This is a genomic window from Pseudosulfitobacter pseudonitzschiae (assembly GCF_002222635.1).
Classification (GTDB): domain Bacteria; phylum Pseudomonadota; class Alphaproteobacteria; order Rhodobacterales; family Rhodobacteraceae; genus Pseudosulfitobacter; species Pseudosulfitobacter pseudonitzschiae_A.
Window position 1 is genome coordinate 192784 of sequence record NZ_CP022415.1, and the last position, 22532, is coordinate 215315.

Consider the following 22532-nt stretch of genomic DNA (forward strand, 5'->3'; position numbering starts at 1 on the left):
GGCGCAGTTCAGTGTGCATGACCTGCCCGGGGCTGGCCGGGTGGTGGCCCCGTTGGTTCCACTCGATCAAAGCCTGCCTCCAGCGAAATACCTTAACCCAGTGATTACACTGGATGGCAAGCAATTCGTGCTGATCATCCAGTCGATGGCTGCGGTTCGTGTCGCACTGCTTGGGTCAGCGGTGGGTGACCTGTCGGACCATCAGGACGAGATCACCCGCGCAATCGACATGGTTTTTCAAGGGTTTTGTTGATCGGAAAACACTTGATCGGGTTTTGATCGCGTGCCCTAAAGCGAATGGTTCCACCTCATCCACTCTGGTAGACTTCTTTCCATGATAAACTCCATAAAAGGAAACTGGGCACTTTTCGCTGGCATGCTCATGCTGATGGCTGCGAATGGACTCTTGGTCACGCTATTGAGCGTGCGTGGGGCGGCGGTGGGCATGTCGGCTTCATCGATTGGACTTATGCAATCAGGCTATCCATTGGGAGCGCTGGCAGGCTGCGTCTACGCACCACGATTGATCGCTCGGATTGGGCACGTAAGGGCTTTTGCGGCGCTCGGTTCGCTGTGCTCGATCACCGCCATTGTACATCTGCTGTCCGTAGATGTCTGGACCTGGGGGGCAATGCGGATACTCGCGGGATTTTGCTTTCCAGGTCTTTATGTGATCAGCGAAAGCTGGCTAAATGCTCGTACGGCTAACACGTCACGTGCCACGGTGCTCTCGGTCTATTTTGTGGTTCAGATGGCGGGAGCGTCCGCAGGCCAAGCATTGGCGGGGGCGGGAGAAGACTCTGGAGCGTTGATGTTTGGGGTCGCCTCGATCCTGATCTCCTTGTCGTTTTTGCCAGTCCTGATGTCGCACAATCCGGCACCTGAGTACGTACCGCCAGTGCGAATGTCACTCCGTGAACTGGTGAGCATTACCTCTATGGGTGTGTTGGGGGCAATGTTGAACGGCGCGGCTCAAGCGACTGTCTACATCGGACTACCTCTCTATGGACTGGCACGTGGGATGGCGGCAAGCGAAGCGACACTGTTGGTCGTGGCCGCCACTCTCGCAGGCGCTGTGGCACAGTTCCCTGTCGGATTGGTATCAGATCGTTGGGATCGCCGTTTCATCGTAGCGGCACTGGCGGTGGCCTGTACACTGACATCCATTGCTCTCGCGATGGGCCTGTTCGGTGACGCCGTGCTGGTCGCTGCGATCCTCTTGGGCGCCACTGTCCTTCCGGTCTATTCGGTGTGCGTGGCTTATGCCAACGATCACCTCGTGCCCGCCCAGATTGTTCCTGCAAGTGGGTCGCTGGTGTTGAGTCTCAACGTCGGGATACTTGTTGGTGCCTTTGTGGGACCTGCCAGCCTCGAAGTTATGGGGACCGTTGGCGTACCTGTCTTCCTTGCGACATTGGGAGCCTTAACGACCACGGTGGCCATCGTGCGCGTGCTGAGCAGCGCGCCGCCCGAAGACAACGGGGTCGCACACCCCATTTCGGCACAGGGTGTCCAGACCGTAGGAGCGCTGCATCCAGAAGCAGATGCCCAATAGCGGTCCCGCAAGCGACAGGATCGATAGTGCCAACTGGCGTAGGAAGGGTTCATACTTCGTCGCCTAAGTGATAAATTCGTCAAACATTTCGGGCCTCCCAAATCGGATCCGTTCGGTCGTTTTCTTCGTCATCCCCCTTTCACGCCCAGCATCCTGCCACGGTATTTGCGCAAAGTGAAATCGGTCGAAAAGTTGCCGCAGTGGCCTTACTTCAAGGGCGTGCCCACCGGCGATTTCACCGAGGCGCTCGAGGCGCGGCTGGGTCCGAACGCCAAGGGGCTGAAGGCCTACTGATGGAAAGATTATGGTGCGTGGCAGAAACGCGACCTCGGCAGTCATCGCATTCTCTGTGTTCGATATTGATAACCTGCGAGAGTGCATCGAAATGGTCCGCGAGCGGGTGCGCTGACCTCGCCGCAGCCTACGCCGGATGTTTACCAAATAGCTTATGAGATGATAAGACTACATATATCACTGACTCTTCAGATGCAGAAGTGACGCCCCTGTCAAAGGGTCGGTTTTGACAATTTTCCAACGTGAGATTCTTTGGACACCTGCACAAAAGCCGTGTCCGAATTTCTTAAGAGACCAGAATAGCCGTTACAAAGGCAGATGCAATGTTGACGGAGTACACTGCCATACTTGAGCAACTCACCGGCGCGCGCCGTGGTGCTGAGGTACGTTTGCATGAAGACATCATATTCGGGATTCTTGAAAACAACCGGATCCTCCGCTTTGTGGGGAAACAGGACGTTGCGGATGACAGCGATATTCTTACAATACTGCGCAGAACTGATGAAAGCTATTCAATTTCAGTAATTAATGACCGTGAGTTCTGGATAAATCGGAGGCTTGTCAACTCAGCAAACCTTCGGGATGGAGACGTGTTGGAGTTTGGCGAGACCGGACCGATGATGCGGTATTACCAGTTTACCGGCAGTCTGCCCCTGAGGTGGACCATTGCTGAGATGGCTGGCGACTCTGTTGCATATCTCCGCTTTAGCCGAACACCGCTTGGGTATCGTCTTGGACATGCCGCTGCCCAGTTTGGGGGGCGGTTGATCAGGCAGACCACGATTACCTACCGGGTGACCATCATTGTGGCACTCATCGCACTTGCCGGGTTTGCATACAGTCAATACCAGGCAAGTTTGCTGATGAGGGAGAGAATCGAGGCAAGTTCCGGTCAATTGGATTCTGTAGCCGCCGCATTGGCAAAGGCACGCGCTGAAGCGTTGAAGCCAAGCGATCTGGTCGAATTGAGAAAGGAGCTGACCAGTAAGGTATCTTCCAACGTTGAAAGGTTGAACGAGCTGGAGCGCCACTCGGGTGCCGTCAAGCGTGTCATCAGAGAGGCCACTGAATCAGTCGCTTTTCTTCAACTGGAGTTTCGCCTTCGGGATGCATTGACGGGTCAGGAAATGAGGCACGTTTTGAACCGGGATGGCGTTCCGGTCATGTTGTCCAGGGGGCAACCACTGCTGGCCCTTGATGGCAACGGCCCGGTCGCAAAAATTCAACTTACCGGAACCGGGTTTTTGCTGCAACGTGACCGTTGGATCGCCACCAACCGCCACGTTGCAATGCCTTGGGAATATGGAAGATATTCAAACGTCATCAATACAAACGTCTTTGAGCCAGTGGTCACCAGATTTGTCGCCTATTTCCCGAACCACAGTGAAGCGGTGGGTGTTTCCCTGGTGAATGCGAGCCAGACGGCTGATCTGGCACTTTTGAAGCTGGATGCCGACTTGCCTGAGATTGATGGTTTGGAACTGGCTGAAAGAGCTTCAGAACCCGGAGAAGAGGTTATTTTGTTGGGCTACCCAACTGGTCTTCGTAGTCTTCTGGCCCAGTCTGGTGAAGAGTTTGTCAGGCAGTTGCAGGTCGACGAGGACATAGAGTTCTGGAATGTGTCCAAACGCCTGTCAGAGGCTGGTTTGATCGTTCCGTTGGCCAGCCGCGGTATTACGGCTCAGGTCGCGTCTGAAGCGATTGTTTATGATGCCGAAACGACGATGGGCGGCAGTGGCGGACCGGTATTGAACCTGCAAGGAGAAGTCATCGGTATAAATGCGGCTATACTGCCCGAATTCGGCGGTTCAAACCTTGGTGTGCCGGTTGCAAAGCTTAAACTTCTAATTGCTGCGGATGCCGGTGGCATAAAGGTTGACCTACCGAACGAGTGACGATTTCAAAGGACAGCAGCCGTCCGCACCCTGCGCCCAAGTGAATTCCCTGGCGATATGTTCTCTCCTCAAGGATAGCCGCGATACTGATTGCTTTTTATACGTCGTTCGAAAAAATATTCGATTGTGCAAAAGGATACATTAAATGAAAAAATTATATCTTGTCCTGAGCGGTGCATTGCTCCTGGCGTGGCAGCCCTTCGCAGCCTATGCCGAGATCGACGGGCACGGCCCCGATGCCTGGCAGGTTCATGGCGTTGCAACCAATGACGTGCTCAACGCCCGCATGGGGCCGGGCACGACCTATCCCGTAATTGACACTTTTGCGCATGATGAACGCGGTTTGCAGCAGATCACTTGCGTTCCCTTCTATACGATGGCGCATTTTTCGGTGATGTCCGAGGCCGAGATCAACAGTCTGCCGCCGCGCTGGTGTCTCATGCGTTCAGCCGACATGAGCAAGGCGGGTTGGGTGGCGCAACGCTACATTATCGGAGAAGGCTATGAGCCCGTGGATTCGTTGACGACGGGTCCTGATGCGGTACCAGGTGACGAACTGATATTCCATGCACAGGATCTCGTGCGGGCGCTTTACGAGAATGCGGATCTGGCCAGGCTTGGGGGGCCGCACCCGTTGGATCCGGAAAACGTTGCCAACTATTTCTCTTCGGATGTCGTCGCAGCTATGCGGTCGCAACCGCTTCAGGCCGACCCACTTTATGGAGCGCAGGATTTTCAGGGCAGCGTTTCCGAACCGGAACCCGATCCTGATCAACCCATGTTTCGCGGTATGATTACGCTCAACGTCGAGATCGTAAACTTCGGTCGCTCGCACACGGCGGTGTTCAGGTTGCGCGCTGATCCCAGCCAACCGGGTGCACCACTTCGCATCATGCGTATTGAGCACGATGGCTGGTCGTTCCCTTAACACGCCCCGCCTTAAACCTGTATTGCCAATGCCCTGCCGAACTTCGTGCTCTTGGGACATTGGCGATACATGATGCTTCAAGGTAAAGGCGGGACGCTGTGGCGGCCTTCAATACAAGGAACTCTGAAATGAAAATGTATTGTGACTACCTGTCTTAGGCGTGCTTGGGCTTGCCCTGTATTTGGCACAGCCTGCGTTGGTCCGCCGATCACGCCGTTGTTTGCACCAGAGCCGACGCTGCCATTAAGCTTGGCAAGGGCAAGGTTTTCATTGGGCCACAACGTGCTGCAGTAAGGGGTTTTCTCAGCTACCCTGACTTGCGTGTAGTCCCACCAGGCGGGACAGCAAGATTACGGTGTAGAGCGTGCCGCCAATCGCCTCAAAGACTACGAAGGACTGGGCGTAGAAACTGACCGGGGTGATGTCGCCATAACCAAGGGTGGTGAGGGTCACGTAGCTGAAATATACCATCTGTTGCCAGTCAATGGCCGTGCCGGAGCTCGCCACGAATGATCCCGGTGCGCTCCATTCGATCAAGGCCAGAACGGCGGCAAAACCCGATCCAATCACGAGGTAGAGCGAGGTGGCAGAGAGCAGCACATCGGTCATTACCGTGCGTGCGCCGAAGGTATAGCGCACCAACACCACCACCATGCCCAGGTGATAGGCGATGGAGGCCAGATAGATGGCCAGAGCTGTGGTTGAAGAAGGGACGTAGGAGTTTAGCACTCCGGCAATGAAGACGGCGAGCCCTGCGCTTCCGACGAAGAGGCGTAGTGTCTTCATGTCCGTCAGCGCCCATGTCGCCAATACGAATATCGCTGCATAGAAGCCATAGAACAACGCGGGCCAAGTCCCGCCCGCCGCTGATAGCGGATAGGTCAGGTTATGGATCAGGATCGCCGCAAGAAGCATCCCGTTTGCAGTGACCTTGTTCCGTGCCGTGGGCAGTGTCAGCATCTCATTTCACCCTTTGATGTCCGAGCGCGGCCATGGTCATCATGATCAGCAAGACACCCGCACCAAGCCACAGCCCGTTCAGATGCAGACTCAAGACCACCCAAGCCCATGCCGCCAATGCGACCACGGCCAGCAGGTATAGCGCACGCAGTCGCTCAGCCGTGACCCGGTGGAAGATGGTGCATCCCAGCAAGAACAGTGAGGGTCCGGCAAAGGCGATGAGCGCAGTTTCGACATGGATCGGATCGAGGGGATGCGCCACAATCATCTCGATGGCGACAGCAGTGACGATGGCTCCACAAACAGCCACCCCATGGGCATAAGCTAACCCTGCGCGGGCAAGGCTGGCGTGGTCGGTCTCGTGCTCGAACCGCTGTTCCCCGGGTTCGGACAAATCGACAAAATAAACCCACCATAATGTCACGATCAGCAGAAAGCCGATTAATGCGGCCAAGCCGATGTCAAAATGAATCTCATGGCTGACCAGGTAACCTCCGAGAAGCAGGATGGATTCCCCAAGTGCAATAATAAAGATCAACTGGTTGCGTTCGAACAGGTGCAACCCGCGCAATGTCCAACTTGACATCGGGGTCGCCCCCTTGCCCGGCAGCCAAAACCCGGCATATGGGCCAGCGTAGTCAATCAGAACCGCGACAATCCAAAGCTCCAACCGAACGGTCTCGATAAGTGCGCCAAGAATCCAGAAGACCCCGGAAATCGCACTCCACAAGCCAAGTTGCGCATAGTTGCGTCCCATAACCTGACCTCGAAAGATCAAGACCATATAGCCTGCGCGGATCAATGCCATCGCGACATAAGCGATAGCAAAGAGGCCCGCGCGGTCGCTGAATGCTTGCGGCGCGGCCACGGCCATCAAGAGCGCGCAGCCCATCAACACAACCATTAACCCGCGTCCACTGGGATGGTCGGGGTTCACCCAGTTCGCGGCCCACGCAGTGTAATTCCACGCCCACCATACGGCGGCAAACAGCGTCACATATTCCAGTGCGCCCAGCCAGGTGGCGTGCTCCAGAAGATAGTGCGATAGCTGAATGATGGTGAAGACGTAAACAAGGTCGAAAAACAGCTCCATCGTAGTGACATGGGGCGTTTGTTCAGGATCGAGGGTGCGCAAGGCGCTGGACGGGACAAGGCGGTGCAACATACTGGGCATGAACGTTTCCTGTTAAATCGTCGTAACTATCCTTGAAATCCATCAGCATTTGCAAGGGTTCGAAGACCGGCGGTTCTTCAGAAAACCAGCTAAAGCGGGCGATAATATCGCGATGGCATGTTGCCCGAAGGCTACCTGTGTACATATTGCGCGGATATTGATCGGGCGGGATCAAAAGCGCGTGGCAGCCCCGACGCGATCTGCCCTTTAGCAAGGTCGCCTGCCATGATCGCCTTAGGCAATCGCCCGGAGGGTGGCGAAGACGGGAAACGCCCGGCGCAAGAAGATTCCGCGCCAGATCGACGAATCGATCAAGCGTGAATATTTCAACGAGATAGGCCGGAAGCAAAAGCGTTATACTCTGATGCGCGAGAATGGTCCTGACTCTACCTATCGACCCGCCCTCTGTGAACGAGGTGCTCGATGACGGTGGAAACCCTTGCGGGCAGCGCGGCCGCCTTCCCGAGGTAGACGACGTGGAATTCCTCGCGCACCGTGCGGCTTCCGGCCACGCGTTCCAACTGGCCCGTGACGAGTTCCTGCCTGACGATAAAGTGCCCCACCCGAGCTGTCCCGTTGCCATGCAGCGCCAGCGCCGCAATGGTGTTGCCGTCCGTCGCCCGCACACGTGACCCCCCCTCGCGCCAGATCGGATCACGGCGGGCATAGGCGAATGCCAGGCTGCCCTCCAGACTTCCGGGCGCCCTGACGGTGATGACCTCGCTGATGCCGAGAGAGCGCGCCTTCATCGCAGAGTTCGGCAGTGGACCGGCACGCACTGCCAGGTCGATGGGTTGTCCACCCATGTCCACCAGACCGTCGCCGATCACCAGTTCGACCTCCAGTTCCGGATATTGACGCAGCAACTCAGGGAGGATCGGTGCGAGAATGTGGTTGGCATAAGCCGAACTACTGGCGATCCGCACCGTGCCCGCCACCGGGCCACAGCCCACCTCGCGCTCGGCCTGATCCAACGCGGCAAGGATGCCACGGGTCGAACGGGCAAAGTCCATGCCTTCATCGGTGATGTGGATCTTTCGCGTCGTACGCCGCATCAGCGTGACTCCCAGACGCTGCTCCAACCGGGTCATCATCTTTGACACCCCCGAAGGTGTCATTTGCCGTGCCAGCGCAGCGGCAGAGAAGCTGCCCTCGTCGACGACGGCTAGGAAGACTTCCATTTCTTGCAGGCGGTTGGTGTCGCGCATTAGCCTAATTTGTGAAATTGCGGCACAAGTATTGTTATCAGAATGCCAATTATTCCACAATCGAGAAGCTGCCATCCTCTCTCCGAACAATTGGAGACACGCGAATGGCAAACATTTCTGATCACGCAACGCGGACGGTATCACCCCGCGTGGCCCCCCTCATCGCCCTTGGAATTGGGGCCTTCGGCATCGGGCTAACGGAATTCGTCATCATGGGGCTGCTACCTCAGGTCGCACAAGATCTCGGCGTCAGCTTGCCTTCGGCGGGGTTGCTGATCACGGGTTATGCCCTTGGAGTTACCTTCGGCGGCCCTATTTTGGCCATCGCGGCCAGCCGCTTGCCGCATCGCGCCGTGCTAATCTTGCTGATGGCGATCTTCACTGCCGGCAACCTGCTTTGCGCACTATCGCCCGGCTTTGGGCTGGTGCTGGCGGCACGGGTGATCACTGGATTTGCGCATGGGACCTTCTTTGGCACCGGGTCTGTCGTTGCTCAGGCTATCGTGCCGCCGCATCGCAAGGCCTCGGCCATCGCCATGGTTTTCACCGGTCTGACACTCGCCACGGTGCTGGGGCTGCCCTTCGGCACCTGGCTGGGGCAAATCTACGGCTGGCGCGCCACCTTTTGGGCGGTCGCAGCCATCGGCGCACTCGCTTTCGTCGCCATCGCCCTCTTGGTGCCACAGACCTCACCCGGCACACCGCTGAAGTTGCGCCAGTTGGCGCTCTTTATTCGGCCCGCACCGCTGCGCGCCCTCGCGATGACAGCGCTGGGATACGCGGGCGTGTTCATGGTCTTCACCTATATCACCCCGCTGCTGACCGAGGTCGCGGGCGTGCCGGAGGCGTGGGTCGCGCTATACCTCCTGCTCTTCGGGCTGGGCATTGTCGGCGGCAATGTGCTTGGCGGGAGGCTGGCTGATCGTTGGCCGGGCCCGGCGGTGCCGCTTGTGCTCGCTGGTCTGGCTGGGGGCCTTCTGGCGTTGCGCCTCGGGCTCGTCCTGCCAGTGCTCGCTGCGCCAGCGATGTTCTTCCTCGGTTTGCTGGCTTTTGCCACTCTTGCGCCGCTTCAAGCCCGGATGATGTCCAAAACACCTGAAGGTACCGAGACCCTTGGTTCTACGCTGAACATCTCTGCCTTCAACCTCGGCAATGCCATCGGTGCCTGGCTCGGGGGGCTCGTGCTCTCTGCCGGGTTTGGTCTGTCGTCTCTCGCACCGCTTGCAGCCCTCCTGCCACTGGCCGCGCTGGCCCTGGCGTTTCTCCCCGAAAGGAACTGACATGAGCACGATCGCACGGACAACCGCAGCTCTGGCCGTCCTGACACTGGCTGCACCCGCTCTGGCCGAAAGCTGGACCCCGACGTGGATGGCCAGCCCCCAGGCTGTCTGGAGCGATACCACCGTTTTCGGCACCGGCTTGCCGGAGAGTATCGCCGGGGCCACGATCCGGCAGCCGCTGACGCTGAGCTTCCCGGCGGATCGGCTGCGGCTGGTGCTGTCGAATGTGCATGGCACGCGCCCCCTGCCTGTCGACGCGGTAACCCTTGCCCGCAGCGCCGGAGGGGCTGACATCGACGCGCCGGAAACGGTTCTTTTCGGTGGCAAGCCAGGCACCGTAATCGCCCCGGGCGCACAGGTCGTTTCGGACCCGGTCGTCTTTGCGGCCGCGGCTGGAACCCGCATCGCAGCAACGTTAACCTACGGATTGGGTGCCACCGCTGAAGACTTCCACTGGGACGCCCGCGAAACCAGCTACCTGATCGATGCGGATCGACCTGCCGCAGCGGTGCTGGACGAGATCCCGGCACGGATCACCCTGAGCACGATCCTTTCAGACCGATCGGCGCGGCAGGTGGTGATCGCCATGGGCGACTCCATCACCGATGGTAACGGTGCCCCAATGGACGCCATGGTGCGCTGGCCCGATTTCCTTGCACGTGCGCTCGCTGATGAGGGGATCGCCGTAGTCAATGCCGGAATCTCTGGCGGCCGCCTGCTGAGCGACGGCATGGGCCGCAGCGTGCTGGCCCGGCTGGAGCGCGATGCACTGGCCGTGCCGGGGGCCGACACGTTGGTCTTGCTGATCGGCACAAATGACATCGCATGGCCAGGCACGCCGTTTTCGCCGGAGGAAGCCCCGATGAGCCTGAGTCGCCTTCAAGCCGGGCTGCTACAGGTCGCCGCCCGCATTCACGCGCAGGGCATGCACCTGATCCTCGGCACTGTTCCGCCCTTTGCGGGCGCACTGCCGGAGACACCAATGGAAGCGACCTATTGGAGCCCCGAGAAGGAAACGCTGCGCCGTGAGTTGAACGACTGGTTGCGCAGGGCGGATTTTCACGATGGGCTGGTGGACTTTGACAACTTACTCAGCGCGCCGGGTGACGACATGCGCCTAAACCCCGCCCATGACAGCGGTGATCACCTGCATCCTGGGGCGGAAGGAAACCGGGCGATGGCCCGCGCCGTGGCAGAGACAGTCATGAAAAGACTGGAAGAATGAAGATTGATCTCAGTGGAAAGGCCGCCCGTGTCACCGGCTCGACCAAGGGCATCGGCCCCGCTACTGCCAACGCGTTCTCGGACGCTGGCGTGGCGGTTATCTTCCACGGGAAGAATGCGCAACATCTTTCTAAGATGGGCGGGCGGTCTCGTTGCCCGGTTCGGGTTGGGACGGATCCACAGGGCATCTCGTGTGCTGATGGCGGTTGCCATCCTTGTAGTCGGCTTCGGGTGAATGACACCCGCACCGGCTCTGCCCGGCGAGACGATTTGCGGGGCCGCCTTCGTGATGCTCTCCGGAATTTACCCGATCTGGGGGATGCGGCCGCTGCCCGGCCATCCTGCGACCGGACTGACGATCGGCTTTTTCACCATCGCGATCGGCCAGCCCCCTAGCAAAGCTCACCAACGCTTGTCTGACAAAAACAATTGGATTAGGACAGAGTAAGTCCCACGCTAGATTACAGTCAGGGTTACACCTTGATCAGGAGTGTTCCCCGACGCATTCTTCCTGTGCCCGTCTGGCCCTGTCGGCCGCAATTTTCCTCGCAGTCCTATCTGGTGCCGCATCTGCCCAATCGACTTTCCTGGACCACTGCGGCAAGGCCATCATCTGGGATACGTCGCCGAGCAATGTGGTCATGATCGTGAGGTCTGCTCCGATCATCTACCGCGCCGTTGATGGAACCGCAGAACATATCTGTCGGTATGAACAACGACTCGCTCAAGCAAGCTCCAAAGTTTCCCCGCCGCGTAATCTGACGCCAGAGCTTTGCGACCGCTTGCGTCGGGATATGATGAAGGCTTGCCTCAATGCCGCTGGTTGCCGCCGAACACGAACAGATGCCCATAGTTCTGTTGGACTGAACGCGGGGCCTTCAGACGACGATGCTGGCGGGCAAGGGGGCGTTCGAAACTTTGCGCGCGTTGGCCATGTCGTTTTTTTCGGCGCGGATTTCGGCCTGGTCGGCGGTTAATCCATGGTCGAGCCAGCGGTCCACCAGACGGGATTTCAAGATGTCCATCGGCACATCAAGCTTGATCGAAAAATCCCAATGCGCGTGCAATTCCCGCCAAACCGGTTCATCGAAAAGCAGATAGTTTCCCTCGACAATGACCGTATCACATAACGGGCCGATCACACCGCTTGCTGCGATTGCAATATCGCGGGGGCGGTCGAACGTTGGATGAAACACTTCGGGTTCATCGTGCAGGCGGGTGACGAGATGCAGAAAACCGGCCACGTCAAAGGTTTCTGCCGCCCCCTTGCGATCCAGAAGGCCACGGGCCAGCAGGACGGGGTTGTGCAGATGATAGCCGTCCATTGGCACAACCTGTGCAGCGCATCCTGTATCAGACAGCCGTTGGGCCAGCGCTCCGGCCAGTGTGGATTTGCCGCTGGCAGGCCCCCCCGCCAGGGCAACAAGACGCCTGCGGCCAGACCGTGGCGCTGCCAGAACCAGGTCAGCCAGCGTTCCGGCTGTTGCCTCCAGCGCGGTCATGCCGCTTGTTGGATATCTTTGGCGCCTGTCATAAACGCAACCGCATCGGACATCGTATAGTCCTTGGGGTCGATCACGCACAGCCGCTTACCCAGTCGGTGCACGTGTATGCGATCTGCGACCTCGAACACGTGGGGCATGTTGTGGCTGATCAAGATGATCGGAATGCCGCGCGATTTCACGTCCTGGATCAGTTCCAGCACCTTGCGGCTTTCCTTGACGCCCAGTGCCGCTGTGGGTTCGTCCAGAATGATGACCTTGGAGCCGAACGCCGCAGCGCGGGCCACGGCGACGCCCTGGCGTTGGCCACCCGAAAGTGTTTCCACCGCTTGGTTGATATTCTGGATGGTCATCAGCCCCAGTTCGGACAGCTTGTCCCGCGCAAATTTTTCCATCGCGGGGCGATCCAGTTGACGCAACCATGTTCCACGGAACCCCGGCTTGCGCAGTTCGCGCCCCATGAAAATGTTGTCGGCAATGGAAAGGGCAGGTGACATTGCCAGCGTTTGATAGACGGTTTCAATACCGGCCTCTCTGGCTTCAATGGGGTTGGCAAAGCGGACTTCCTTGCCTTCGAGCGTGACAGTTCCCGCGTCGGGGATAATCGCGCCCGACACCGCCTTGATCAACGAGCTTTTGCCAGCGCCGTTGTCGCCGATGACGGCCAGAATTTCTCCGGGCATCAGGTCAAAATCGCAATGATCCAGGGCGGTGACTTTGCCGTACCGTTTTACCAGTCCGCGGCCTTTCAGAATCGGTTCCATTATGCTGCTACCTTTCTGATCCATTGATCTACGGCAACTGCCGCAATGATAAGTGCGCCGATCAACAGGTACGTCCATTGCGCATCCGCACCAAGAAGACGCAGGCCCAATGTGAACACCCCGACGATCATCGCCCCGAAAAACGTTCCCATGATCGAGCCGCGGCCGCCAAAAAGCGAGATGCCACCGATCACAACCGCCGTGATGCTTTCGATATTCAGAAGCTGTCCAGAGGTCGGTGACACCGACCCGATCCGTCCGATCAAGGCCCAGCCCGCAAAGGCGCAGATCAGGCCGGCCAGTGCATAGACGGAAATCAGCACCATCTTGACGTTGACACCTGACAACTCGGCGGCTTCGGGGTCGTCGCCGACGGCATAGACATGGCGCCCCCAAGCGGTGTGGCGCAGCACATAGGCAAGAAGCAGAACAAGACACAGCAGGAAGACCACACCAAGAGTCAAAACAGCCCCGCCAATCTGCAACTTAGCGCCAAGCAGTTGCAGCAATGGTGCCTCCGCTGCAATTTCCTGGCTGCGGATTGTTTCATTGGCAGAATACAGGAAGTTCGCTGCCAGCACGATCTGCCACATGCCAAGGGTGACGATAAAGGGTGGCAGTTTCATGCGTGCAATAAGCCAGCCGTTCAGTGCGCCGATTGCTGTGCCAACAGCCAAGCCGCATGCAACTGCAACAACAGGGGGCAGGCCATAGCGAAAGGTAAACTGGCCCATCACTACCGACGAAATCACCGCGATTGCGCCGACACTCAGGTCGATGCCCGCTGTCAGGATCACAAGGCTTTGGGCCGCTGCCACGATTCCGACGATCTGCACTTGTTGCAGGATCAGGGTTAACGCAAAGGGCGAAAAGAACTTGCTGCCAAGTACTGCGCCAAAAACACCGATCGCGGCAACAAGTACGATCAGGGGCACCAATGCAGGTGTGGTGTGCAGGGCATGGTGGAAATGACCAATAAACCCCTTTTCCTTTTCGCTGAATGACGCGATTTCTGACGTCGCGCTTGATACGGCAGTTTCGTAGTTGTCTGGCTGTGACATTCTATGTCTCCCCGTCGGTGTTGGAAACGACTTTGGCGGAAAGGGCAAGGCTGAGCCTACCCTTTCCCCGAGTGTTGAGGCAGTTCAATGCTGCATCAACCCCAGCAAAGCTCGGCGCCTTTGGCAGAGTCGATGCTGTCAACACCATCGACCGGCTTGTCAGTGATCAACGTCACGCCGGTATCGAAGAAGTCCTTGCCTTCGGTCGCCTGTGGTTTGACCCCGTCCTTGGCCCATGCCGCGATCGCTTCGATCCCTTTGGAGGCCATCAACAGCGGGTATTGCTGCGAGGTGGCACCAATCACGCCGTCCTTGACGTTCGACACGCCTGGACATCCACCATCAACGGATACGATCAAGACATCGTTTTCGCGTCCGATGGATTTCAGCGCCTCATAGGCACCGGCAGCAGCAGGTTCGTTGATCGTGTAAACCACGTTGATCATCGGATCGCCGGCAAGAAGGTTCTCCATCGCCTTGCGACCGCCTTCTTCGTTGCCAGCGGTGACATCATTGCCAACGATGCGCGGGTCGGTTTCATCACCCCACCTGTTCGGGTCACCCAGATCAATGCCAAACCCCTGCAAGAAACCCTGATCGCGCAGGACGCCGACGGTGGGTTGGCTTACGGCCAGATCAAGCATGGCGATCTTGGCATTCTTTGCGTCGTCACCAAGTGCTGCGGCGGCCCATTTGCCGATCAGTTCACCCGCCAGAAAGTTGTCGGTTGCAAAGGTCATGTCGGCGGCATCAACCGGATCAAGCGGTGTATCCAGGGCGATGACCAGCAGGCCGGCATCACGTGCCTGCTGAACTGCGGTGACGATTGAACTGGTGTCCGAAGCGGTCAGCAATATACCTTTTGCCCCACTTGCAATGCAGGTCTCGATTGCCGCCACCTGAGTTTCGTGGTCGCCATCAACCTTACCGGCGTAGCTGCTCAGCGTGATGCCCAGTTCAGCGGCTTTTGCCTCGGCACCTTCGCGCATTTTCACGAAGAACGGGTTGGTGTCAGTCTTGGTGACCAAACAGGCTCCGATCTCTTCAGCCGAAGCGGCGCCCGCCATTAGCGTCAGGGCGATGGCAGATGTTTTCAAGAGTGTTTTCATTGTTTCCTCCCAAGGATCATTCGATGTCCTGTGACATCTGGCCGGTTCGGGCTCCTCCCCAAACCTGAGCCTGAGCAGAAAGTTTGCTGCAGGTTGTCATGCAATAGGCCTGATTCCATTGGCTCCGTCAATTAATAAATTAACTTTATTTAATAATTGTTCTACCCTATCTTCCCTACCTGAGGAGAGACGAATATGGTTGGCCGCATGGAAGATGGCATGATCAGAAGCATTCGGGGCGGCGCGAACCAACGCGGTGTCCGCAACCATAACGAACGTCTTTTGTTGTCGATTCTTCAACGACAAGGCGGGCTTTCGGGGGTCTCGCTGGCGCGGCGTATGGGGCTGTCGCCACCCGCAGTTTCCACCATCTTGCGCAACCTTGAAAAAGACGGGCTGCTCATGCGGGGCGAACCGACCCGTGGCAAGGTTGGCAAACCCTCGATTCCGATGGAGCTGAACCCGCAAGGCGTGCTTTCCCTTGGTTTGAAAGTCGGGCGCCGCAGTGCCGATTTGTTGCTGCTGGATCTGACAGGAAACGTTCTGGCGCATGACCACACGACCTATGACTATCCGCTGCCCGAGACAGTGTTTGGATTTCTGGACAAGGGTCTGTTGAAGATTCTGGGTGAACTGGATACCACCGCACAAAGCCGTCTTTGCGGCATTGGCATCGCCGCGCCTTTTGAAATCTGGAAGTGGAGCGACCAACTTGGAGCCCCGGCTGCAAAGTTCCGCTCGTGGAAGGATATCGACTTTGCCGAACAGGTTGCCCGGTTCAGTAATTTGCCGGTCTTCGTTCTGAATGATGCCACCGCCGCTTGCCAGGCCGAGCAGCTTTATGGACGGGGTAAGGAATTCCGGGACTACGCCTATTTCTTTATCGGCTCGTTCATCGGTGGTGGAATCGTGATGAATCACACCGTCGTGGATGGCAATCAGGGCAATGCAGGCGCGCTGGGTTCGATGCGCGCGACCGGTCCATCGGGCGAAAGTCAGCAGTTGATCGACGTCGCCTCGCTTCATTTGCTTGAGGCACGACTGGTTGAGGTGGGGCTGGACCCCAGTGTTCTATGGCAACAACCGCAAGACTGGAGCGGGTTGTCACGGTATGTCGAACCCTGGATCGGTCAGACCGCTCAGGAGTTAGCGAAAGCCGCGCTGTCCGTGTGTTCCGTAGTCGATTTCGAGGCCATATTGATCGACGGGGCATTCCCTGCTGCGGTTCGTGAAATGTTGATCGAACGTGTCCGGCGTTATCTGGTCAATCAGGATACGCGTGGTCTGATCGTGCCACAAATCGAAGCCGGCAGCGTTGGCGCAAGCGCGCGCGAAATCGGTGCCGCCAGTAGCCCCATCGTTTCACAGTTTCTGTTGAATACAAATGCAGGTTTATTCGCGTTCTGACGGGTCGCGAAGATTGTGTCTGCCCGCTGCGATGTCTTCCACACAGGACGATACCCTAACGGAGATGCCGTTCTGGCGCACCAAACGACCAACACGGCGATGACCAACGTTCAGGTCGATCTCTTTCAGATACTCCGTCATGCGCGGCCTGCCATAGCTGCCCAGGCTGGGACGGGACTGTTCCTTGATATTTGCAAGCGTGACCAGATCGGACCATTGCCTGCGGCTGGCAGAACGGCTGCGGAAGGCCCGCTACCACGAGAGCCTGAACAACGTCACACCCGCCGACGTCTACTTTGGTCGAGACAAAGCAATTCCGAGAGAAAGGGAGAAGATCAAGAAACTGACGATACGACAGCGCCGCTTGCAACATCAATAACAAGCAGCATAATCAATAACGAAACCGAACCAGAGCCTCCAATGTTCGAACCGCTCTGATGTCCCATTTTATAGGACGACGGACAGACCCTCGCGTCCTAATCGTGAGCGGAAAGAAATCGCTGGTCTTGTCTTGGCGATTTGAACCTCCCCATAATCTTTTCTCGCCGTCGCGTGGGGCGATGTGCCCCTTCGGATCGATTGTTGAGATGGGGTGGTTGCCGTCCTCCCCAAACGGCATCGCAATGTGCCAAGGTCGTGGTGTTCGACATCATGAAACGGAAAGGACGGCAAATGAAAGATACAATGATCGGAGTGGACCTGGCAAAGAACGTTTTCCAGCTTCACGCGGCAAGCATGACTGGGCAGTTGAAGTTTCGTAAGAAGTTGTCCCGCTCACAGTTTCGGGAGGTTCTTTCGGCGCAACCACCCGCGGTCATCGTCATGGAGGCGTGTGGCAGTGCCAGCTACTGGGCGCGCGAGCTGGCCCGACTTGGTCACGAGGTGAAACTGATCGCGCCGCAATATGTGAAACCATTTGTGAAGCGCCAGAAAAACGATGCCGCGGACGCAGAAGCTATCGTCGTCGCGGCGCAGCGTCCGGAGATGAGGTTTGTTCCTGCCAAGTCTGAGAGCCAACAGGCCCGTGCGATCCTGTTCCGGAACCGGGAGCGTTTGGTGAACCAACGGACTGAGTTGGTAAATGGTCTGCGATCAATCCTCTATGAGTTCGGGCATACAATCCCGCAGGGCATAGGGAATTTGAGCCGCGGGAATGAGATCCTTGAGGACCCGAATTGCGATCTTCCAGACCTGGTCCGCCAGGAGTGTCGAGACCTTTTCGAACTGATTGAAGAGACCACTGTCCGGATCGACGCCAAGTTGAAACGGATCAAAGCCTTGTCCACTGAGACGGACACGGCCAAACGACTTCAGACGATGCCGGGCGTTGGCCCTTTAAGCGCCCTTGCCATCGAGGCATTTGCTCCACCACTGGAGACATTCACCCGGGGCCGCGACTTTGCGGCCTGGCTGGGCCTCGTGCCACGACAGCATTCATCAGGCGGCAAACCCCGTCTGGGGCGAATGTCAAAGGCGGGCCAATCTGACATCAGAAGGCTTCTGATTATCGGAGCGATGTCACGCTTGAGCCAGTTAGGTCGCAAATCCATACCCAAAGGATCTTGGCTGGAACGTATGCTCGCGCGCAAGCCGAAGATGCTGGTCGCAATTGCGCTGGCCAACAAGATGGCCCGGGCCCTATGGGCCATGCAAACGAAGAAGGAAAATTATCGGGATCCGACGCAGGCGGTCGTTACATGACCACGGTGTAGCGCAGGGCCGATTGACGTCGGTAAAGGAGGTGTAAGGAGTCAAAGACCTGAATGGGCAGAATGATCGAACAGATCTGGATCGGGAAAACCAGGATAAGGGAATGAGCGTCGAAGCTCGTTGTCGAGATATGGACCTGATCCGCAGATCACCATCCCGGCCAGCGGCTTCTGGAAATGCCGCACTCGAAGGCCTGACAGAAGCACGCACTCGATCACCAACTCAAGAGGTCTGAAAAACATCTTGCATCAAGGACGGCAACCACAGAAGACCCTTGTGGGCGCGACGGTCAGCACCGGGTGCCAGACGCGCGATCGGTTTTGTATAGCTGCGCAGCTTGTCGGCGATGACCAGCATTGGTTGGCCAAAATGAGTGATCAGCCGTATCAGGAAGCGCCTGGCGGTTGTGGTATTACGGCGCGTCTGAATTAAAACGTCGAGTGAGTCACCATTGGCATCCACGGCCCGCCAAAGCCAGTGCTTCACGCCACTGATCGAAACCACGACCTCGTCAATATGCCACTTGTCGCTCGAACGGGGGCGGTCCCGGCGGATGCTAGCCGCAAAAGGCGCGCCAAACCGGTTGATCCAAAGGCGGATCACTTCACGGCTAACAATGACGCCCCGCTCGGCCAAGAGATCTTCGACATTTGCCGTGCTGAGCGCAAACGATTGTAGGCTCAGACCGCATGGACGACGATCTTGCGGGGAAAACGAAAGCCTTTCAGGCGCGGCATTGACGAAGGGATTTTCATGCCTCAACTTATAGCTGAATCATGCTTGGCAAACACCTTGGCAATGTCCCTCGAAGCAAAGGATCACCACATGGTGCAGCTTTGGCTCGGAACTGAACCGGAAGGCGTTCGCGTCCTGAAAGCATGGCCCGGCAGATGATTGGCAGAACAATAATAATGGGTATGGCTTTAACCGTTATTTTAGGCAGCAAGGAGATGGCTATGGCGCAGCGGATCGGAGAATTTCCTGTCTACAAGCAGGCGTCATTACCTTTGCCGGCGACACGCGAGGAGTTGCGGACCTCCCTTGGCGACCTGAAGCAACTGACGCCTGCTCTTGTAGATAGATTGTCCGAGCAGGCATTGCCAGCCGTCTCGTTGGAAACAGTGCCGCACGCGGAAGCGTCTATTCCGCTCGGCGCAAGCAAGATGGGTGGGGCACCCGACCTGCCACGCGGCATGCCCTGGCCAATGCGCCCGCCTTATGCAGATGCCCAGATCAAACTGGAACACTATCGCTCCCTGATTGGAGTGACGCTGGCAAAAGCCGGAATCGTACCCGAGTGGATGACGCCAGACGAAGGTAAGCATTATGTCGCGGAGCAAAGGCGTATCGAAAAGGAAGTGGTTGAGGGAGCCCTGGCAATGCTTCCCAAAGAAGAGGCAAACGAGATTCGCCAGTTCCTTGAGTCCCAGAGCATCTACACGCCGGAACGCGCCCGCGAAGAGACGCGTGATCACATCCTTCAGGCACAGATGGTCGCAAGGAGCTTTCCCTTATCCTTCATCGCACAGCTCGACCTTGGTAAACTCTCCGCCCAGCCTGGCTTCGACCCCGATCTGCCTAAAAATGGGCGGCTGATGTTATTCTATGACTTGCTCGAAACGCCACCTGGCTGGGAGCCGAGTTCGCGTGTCGGGTTCCGTCTGATCTGGGATGAAACACCGGCGATCGATTTGATACGCGTCTCCGTTCCGGCTGCGTTGAGCGAGACGCAATATCGGGAGACGTTAGTTCTCGAACCAGCGCTGATTATTCCCCACAGCGTCGCAACGCCCATCCCGCCGAGCGTGAAAGCGTGGGATGCCGATCTGCTCGATCAAGCGTCGTCGCAAGAATTCGGTGAGGGGCCTTATTGGTCCTATATGGCTTGGCTGTCACGCTTTGGCTCATCGGATGAGCCCGGGCGTATAAACCACCAACTCGGCGGCTGGCCGCAATCGCAACAGAACGGAATGCAGGCCCAGGCCCAACTCGCCTCGAATGGCATTTTTGCCGGAACGTCGTACGCATACGACACGTCAGCGGCGAAAGAGATTCTCAAGGGCGCGGCGGACTGGAAGCTCGTTTTACAGGTGGGCGCTGATGAAGCTGTTGGTCTGCGTGGCGGGGCCTACTATGTTTTGATGCGCCACGACGACCTTCTGGAACGTCGCTTTGATAAGGCCTGGGTTGTTCATCAGTCGAATTGAGCTGCGAGCCCAAGATTTAATGCCTGTTGATTTCGCTCCGACCTTTTCCTGTGCGTCAACCCTTTGAGATCACACTTGTCGATGGGAGAGAGAAAAACGAGACCGGATCGGTTTGTGATATTAAGTACCTTGGGTTTCGCGCCCGTTCGAGATGCCCGTCCCGCTGCCTAGCAATGCTAACAGCCAGACGAGCGCAGCTTGGCCCGGTGAAGCGCTGCCAAGCTCGGGGGACTCGGCGCGAACCGCAAGCGGCCGGGCAGAACTTCGTAGCTTCCGGACTTCGAGCATCAATACCGGATGCCAGCGTATAATCGACAAAGGTTGCAGAAAGCCCCTTCGACGCAAGAGATGCGGCGCTGACGACTTGCCATACCGTCACAAATATCCGCGTTTACGGTTTCACGGCCTCCCTCTGGAGGCGACGACAAGGTTGCCGCTTATGGCGATGTCCAAAATTTGGGTTGGAAGCCGTCATCCCGGCTGTCGTTCCAGACCGCGTATTATGCGAAGCCCGTTTTGAGGTTACGGCTAGCGCACCTGTCGACCTCTTCCAAACTACCGTTCTGGTTCAAGCACTATAACAATCTTCACCCTCATTGTGCTTTAGGATATCAATCACCGTGCAAGTACATCAGCTCGCAATCTCAATCCTGAGCATGTCCGGTCTTTTGGGGGGCAACCCCAACTCCGGGTAAATCAAACTGAGGTTTTCACAAGTGAACAACATCCTTCATATTATCTGCGGCCTGACGACGGCTGGACTTTTCTGTGGGATCGGATGGTTGGTTCTGGCACCGGATTCCACCAAGATCAGAAGGGGCCCAGCGATTGAGGCCGTACAGCTGGCAGGGTTTGTTGAAGCTGGAGTTGAAGAAACAGAACGTTTTGGCATGACTGGAGAGGAACTGAGCCGGTTTGAGGACCGGTGGCGAAATGCGCCGCGAGAGATTGTGGCATTAGCCTTGCAGATCGCGCGTGGCAGGATACCCGAGGCAAACGCGTTGCACGAAATCGGAAGGGATGGCTTGTCGCGCGGCTATCCGGCACCGCGCCTTGATTTCACCGTCAATGACCGGCCAGTAGTCTTTATGACAACTCTTCTTCAGGAGGCGGTGTTGGCATACAACTTTGAAGCAGCGCAGGCTCTTCTGGCGGCGGGAGCCGATCCGGATGAGAACCACGGAGAGGCCTTGTTTCTGGCAGTCACGCAGAAGACCCGCGGTGCGCCGCCGTTCATGATGTTTCCGGATTTCGACGCGATGCTGCCTTTCCTGCGGGCGTGCCTTAAGGCTGGGGCGAACCCAAATGTCCAGCGCTATGGCTTTCTACCGCGCACCCCGTTTGGAGAAGCGAGGTTGGAAAACAATCTTGGAGCAATGCTGATCCTCTTGCAATCCGGAGCGGACCCCTGGAAACAATACCCCGGTCCGAGCGGGAGGTTGCGGGACAGTGCTCTGGAGAGCCTGGCGTTCTCTGCGGGTAGCAATGCAAGCGCGGAAATCCTGTTCCGGCTTGCGCACTCAGGTTACATGCCACGGGGGACGCAGCAGCAACAGGACCGCGTTTTCGCCCTGCTGTCAGCCGCCGCAGAGAAGTTTGCTTCCAGCAATGATGCAAAATCGCGTCATACCGCCTGGCGTCTCGATCAGGTGTCACAAGCTCTTGGCGACGCGTTGTCACGCGAAAGTCATGCGGATGCGCTGCGTGCGAACCTTGTAGAGTTCAACTATGAGAAAGATGGTGGATGGTATTTGGCCGCGGATGAGGTGCATTCGCGCTACGATGCGCCAATCTCGGCTCCCGCCACAGGCACGCAAATCTGGGAACCTTAACGAAAGTCCACAAAGCGGATTCGTTTCGGTGAAAACACCTAATACAATCGCGATATCTAAGCACGCTGACCAGTTCTCCCGGGCAGCGTCAGTTGACTTTGAAGTGCCGTCCGAAGGGTTCAACAGATCAGCAGAGATCCACGCTTGCGCAGCGCCGCGTTGTAGCTGGACCAGTTCGTCGTACGATAGCGGGTGAGAGGTGGCTTGCTCATGCAGCCTGTGTAACCGCATGGATTCGCGAAGTGAATCCTATGGCGTCAGAGATGGGCAACAACGCCGGTCTGGATGGCTCAGCCTCACCTACAGAAAAAGTCGATCGAATACATCGGTTCGGTCCTGACAGCTATGGGATTTGATGGAATTGCCTGAATTCGGTATTCCCCACGACACGATCAAAACCTGGAAGGCACTTCTGTATCGGC

General features: G+C 57.4%; 17 protein-coding genes and 4 pseudogenes. 11 read left to right on the forward strand and 10 right to left on the reverse strand.

Annotation, left to right across the window (positions count from 1 at the left end):
• The first annotated feature begins 13 nt into the window (after positions 1-13).
• The 5 genes and pseudogenes from SULPSESMR1_RS00880 (at position 14) to SULPSESMR1_RS00895 (ending at position 4672) form a co-directional block, all read left to right on the forward strand.
• A complete protein-coding gene (locus SULPSESMR1_RS00880) occupies positions 14-253 on the forward strand; it encodes a CcdB family protein (protein WP_157728944.1) in 240 nt (79 codons plus the stop codon).
• A 135-nt stretch (positions 254-388) separates the two neighbouring features.
• Entirely contained in the window at positions 389-1555 is a 1167-nt protein-coding gene (locus tag SULPSESMR1_RS25780) for an MFS transporter (protein WP_349813530.1), read from the forward strand.
• A gap of 138 nt (positions 1556-1693) precedes the next feature.
• Positions 1694-1909, forward strand: a pseudogene (locus SULPSESMR1_RS24865) (IS256 family transposase); the annotation flags it as partial.
• Between the two features lie 263 nt (positions 1910-2172).
• Complete coding sequence (locus SULPSESMR1_RS25705) at positions 2173-3744, forward strand: S1 family peptidase (RefSeq protein WP_089419129.1); 1572 nt, start codon at positions 2173-2175, stop codon at positions 3742-3744.
• A gap of 145 nt (positions 3745-3889) precedes the next feature.
• A complete protein-coding gene (locus SULPSESMR1_RS00895; protein WP_089419130.1) occupies positions 3890-4672 on the forward strand; it encodes a hypothetical protein in 783 nt (260 codons plus the stop codon).
• A 303-nt stretch (positions 4673-4975) separates the two neighbouring features.
• Here the strand turns inward: SULPSESMR1_RS00895 and SULPSESMR1_RS00900 are convergent, their stop codons facing one another.
• The 3 genes from SULPSESMR1_RS00900 to SULPSESMR1_RS00910 all read right to left on the reverse strand — a co-directional run bounded on the left by SULPSESMR1_RS00900 (position 4976) and on the right by SULPSESMR1_RS00910 (position 8014).
• Positions 4976-5632 carry a potassium channel family protein gene (locus SULPSESMR1_RS00900; protein ID WP_089419131.1) on the reverse strand — a complete coding sequence of 219 codons (657 nt, stop codon included), beginning with the start codon at positions 5630-5632 and terminating at the stop codon, positions 4976-4978.
• 1 nt (position 5633) lies between these two features.
• Positions 5634-6806, reverse strand: coding sequence for a low temperature requirement protein A (locus SULPSESMR1_RS00905; RefSeq protein ID WP_089419132.1), 1173 nt, complete (start codon positions 6804-6806; stop codon positions 5634-5636).
• Positions 6807-7192: 386 nt separating this feature from the next.
• Positions 7193-8014 (reverse strand): LysR family transcriptional regulator, encoded by an 822-nt coding sequence (locus tag SULPSESMR1_RS00910; RefSeq protein ID WP_162791907.1) that lies wholly within the window; start codon positions 8012-8014, stop codon positions 7193-7195.
• 104 nt (positions 8015-8118) lie between these two features.
• Between SULPSESMR1_RS00910 and SULPSESMR1_RS00915 the strand changes: the two genes are divergently transcribed.
• Positions 8119-9294, forward strand: coding sequence for an MFS transporter (locus SULPSESMR1_RS00915; protein WP_089419134.1), 1176 nt, complete (start codon positions 8119-8121; stop codon positions 9292-9294).
• A gap of 1 nt (position 9295) precedes the next feature.
• Positions 9296-10519: an SGNH/GDSL hydrolase family protein gene (locus tag SULPSESMR1_RS00920; protein WP_157728946.1), complete on the forward strand. Its 1224-nt coding sequence runs from the start codon at positions 9296-9298 to the stop codon at positions 10517-10519.
• A gap of 877 nt (positions 10520-11396) precedes the next feature.
• On the opposite strand, the gene SULPSESMR1_RS00935 is transcribed toward SULPSESMR1_RS00920, so the two are convergent.
• The 4 genes from SULPSESMR1_RS00935 to SULPSESMR1_RS00950 form a co-directional block, all read right to left on the reverse strand.
• Positions 11397-12020, reverse strand: coding sequence for a nucleoside/nucleotide kinase family protein (locus SULPSESMR1_RS00935; protein WP_089419138.1), 624 nt, complete (start codon positions 12018-12020; stop codon positions 11397-11399).
• Positions 12017-12784, reverse strand: coding sequence for an ATP-binding cassette domain-containing protein (locus SULPSESMR1_RS00940; protein ID WP_089419139.1), 768 nt, complete (start codon positions 12782-12784; stop codon positions 12017-12019). The genes SULPSESMR1_RS00935 and SULPSESMR1_RS00940 overlap by 4 nt, the downstream gene beginning before the upstream one ends.
• Positions 12784-13845 carry an ABC transporter permease gene (locus SULPSESMR1_RS00945; RefSeq protein WP_089419140.1) on the reverse strand — a complete coding sequence of 354 codons (1062 nt, stop codon included), beginning with the start codon at positions 13843-13845 and terminating at the stop codon, positions 12784-12786. Before SULPSESMR1_RS00945 ends, SULPSESMR1_RS00940 begins: the two co-directional genes overlap by 1 nt.
• Positions 13846-13940: 95 nt before the next feature.
• Positions 13941-14954 (reverse strand): sugar ABC transporter substrate-binding protein, encoded by a 1014-nt coding sequence (locus SULPSESMR1_RS00950; RefSeq protein WP_089419141.1) that lies wholly within the window; start codon positions 14952-14954, stop codon positions 13941-13943.
• A 207-nt stretch (positions 14955-15161) separates the two neighbouring features.
• On the opposite strand from SULPSESMR1_RS00950, the gene SULPSESMR1_RS00955 reads away from it, so the two are divergent.
• A complete protein-coding gene (locus SULPSESMR1_RS00955) occupies positions 15162-16361 on the forward strand; it encodes an ROK family transcriptional regulator (RefSeq protein WP_089422065.1) in 1200 nt (399 codons plus the stop codon).
• A 57-nt stretch (positions 16362-16418) separates the two neighbouring features.
• Here SULPSESMR1_RS00955 and SULPSESMR1_RS00960 read toward each other — a convergent pair.
• Both SULPSESMR1_RS00960 and SULPSESMR1_RS24870 read right to left on the reverse strand, forming a co-directional pair.
• Positions 16419-16613: pseudogene (locus tag SULPSESMR1_RS00960) on the reverse strand (IS3 family transposase); the annotation flags it as partial.
• Between the two features lie 227 nt (positions 16614-16840).
• Positions 16841-16948, reverse strand: a pseudogene (locus tag SULPSESMR1_RS24870) (IS6 family transposase); the annotation flags it as partial.
• 85 nt (positions 16949-17033) lie between these two features.
• Here SULPSESMR1_RS24870 and SULPSESMR1_RS00970 point away from each other — a divergent pair.
• On the forward strand, positions 17034-18062 hold the full coding sequence (locus tag SULPSESMR1_RS00970; RefSeq protein WP_089419143.1) for an IS110 family transposase: 1029 nt from the start codon (positions 17034-17036) through the stop codon (positions 18060-18062).
• Positions 18063-18338: 276 nt separating this feature from the next.
• Here SULPSESMR1_RS00970 and SULPSESMR1_RS00975 read toward each other — a convergent pair.
• A pseudogene (locus SULPSESMR1_RS00975) lies at positions 18339-18826 on the reverse strand (IS6 family transposase); the annotation flags it as partial.
• 201 nt (positions 18827-19027) lie between these two features.
• Between SULPSESMR1_RS00975 and SULPSESMR1_RS00980 the strand changes: the two are divergent.
• Positions 19028-20278: a DUF1963 domain-containing protein gene (locus tag SULPSESMR1_RS00980; RefSeq protein WP_157728948.1), complete on the forward strand. Its 1251-nt coding sequence runs from the start codon at positions 19028-19030 to the stop codon at positions 20276-20278.
• Positions 20279-20994: 716 nt separating this feature from the next.
• Positions 20995-22110, forward strand: a complete 1116-nt coding sequence (locus SULPSESMR1_RS00990) for a hypothetical protein (protein ID WP_089419146.1) — start codon at positions 20995-20997, stop codon at positions 22108-22110.
• Positions 22111-22532 lie beyond the last annotated feature (422 nt).

Bases quoted from the DNA above. Each gene is read 5' to 3' on its own strand.
- SULPSESMR1_RS00940 (WP_089419139.1), bottom strand. From the start codon at position 12,784: ATGGAACCGATTCTGAAAGGCCGCGGACTGGTAAAACGGTACGGCAAA.
- SULPSESMR1_RS00915 (WP_089419134.1), top strand. From the start codon at position 8,119: ATGGCAAACATTTCTGATCACGCAACGCGGACGGTATCACCCCGCGTG.
- SULPSESMR1_RS25780 (WP_349813530.1), top strand. From the start codon at position 389: ATGGCTGCGAATGGACTCTTGGTCACGCTATTGAGCGTGCGTGGGGCG.
- SULPSESMR1_RS25705 (WP_089419129.1), top strand. From the start codon at position 2,173: ATGTTGACGGAGTACACTGCCATACTTGAGCAACTCACCGGCGCGCGC.
- SULPSESMR1_RS00950 (WP_089419141.1), bottom strand. From the start codon at position 14,954: ATGAAAACACTCTTGAAAACATCTGCCATCGCCCTGACGCTAATGGCG.
- SULPSESMR1_RS00900 (WP_089419131.1), bottom strand. From the start codon at position 5,632: ATGCTGACACTGCCCACGGCACGGAACAAGGTCACTGCAAACGGGATG.
- SULPSESMR1_RS00980 (WP_157728948.1), top strand. From the start codon at position 19,028: ATGGCGCAGCGGATCGGAGAATTTCCTGTCTACAAGCAGGCGTCATTA.
- SULPSESMR1_RS00910 (WP_162791907.1), bottom strand. From the start codon at position 8,014: ATGCGCGACACCAACCGCCTGCAAGAAATGGAAGTCTTCCTAGCCGTC.
- SULPSESMR1_RS00945 (WP_089419140.1), bottom strand. From the start codon at position 13,845: ATGTCACAGCCAGACAACTACGAAACTGCCGTATCAAGCGCGACGTCA.
- SULPSESMR1_RS00970 (WP_089419143.1), top strand. From the start codon at position 17,034: ATGAAAGATACAATGATCGGAGTGGACCTGGCAAAGAACGTTTTCCAG.
- SULPSESMR1_RS00935 (WP_089419138.1), bottom strand. From the start codon at position 12,020: ATGACCGCGCTGGAGGCAACAGCCGGAACGCTGGCTGACCTGGTTCTG.
- SULPSESMR1_RS00920 (WP_157728946.1), top strand. From the start codon at position 9,296: ATGAGCACGATCGCACGGACAACCGCAGCTCTGGCCGTCCTGACACTG.
- SULPSESMR1_RS00895 (WP_089419130.1), top strand. From the start codon at position 3,890: ATGAAAAAATTATATCTTGTCCTGAGCGGTGCATTGCTCCTGGCGTGG.
- SULPSESMR1_RS00905 (WP_089419132.1), bottom strand. From the start codon at position 6,806: ATGCCCAGTATGTTGCACCGCCTTGTCCCGTCCAGCGCCTTGCGCACC.
- SULPSESMR1_RS00955 (WP_089422065.1), top strand. From the start codon at position 15,162: ATGGAAGATGGCATGATCAGAAGCATTCGGGGCGGCGCGAACCAACGC.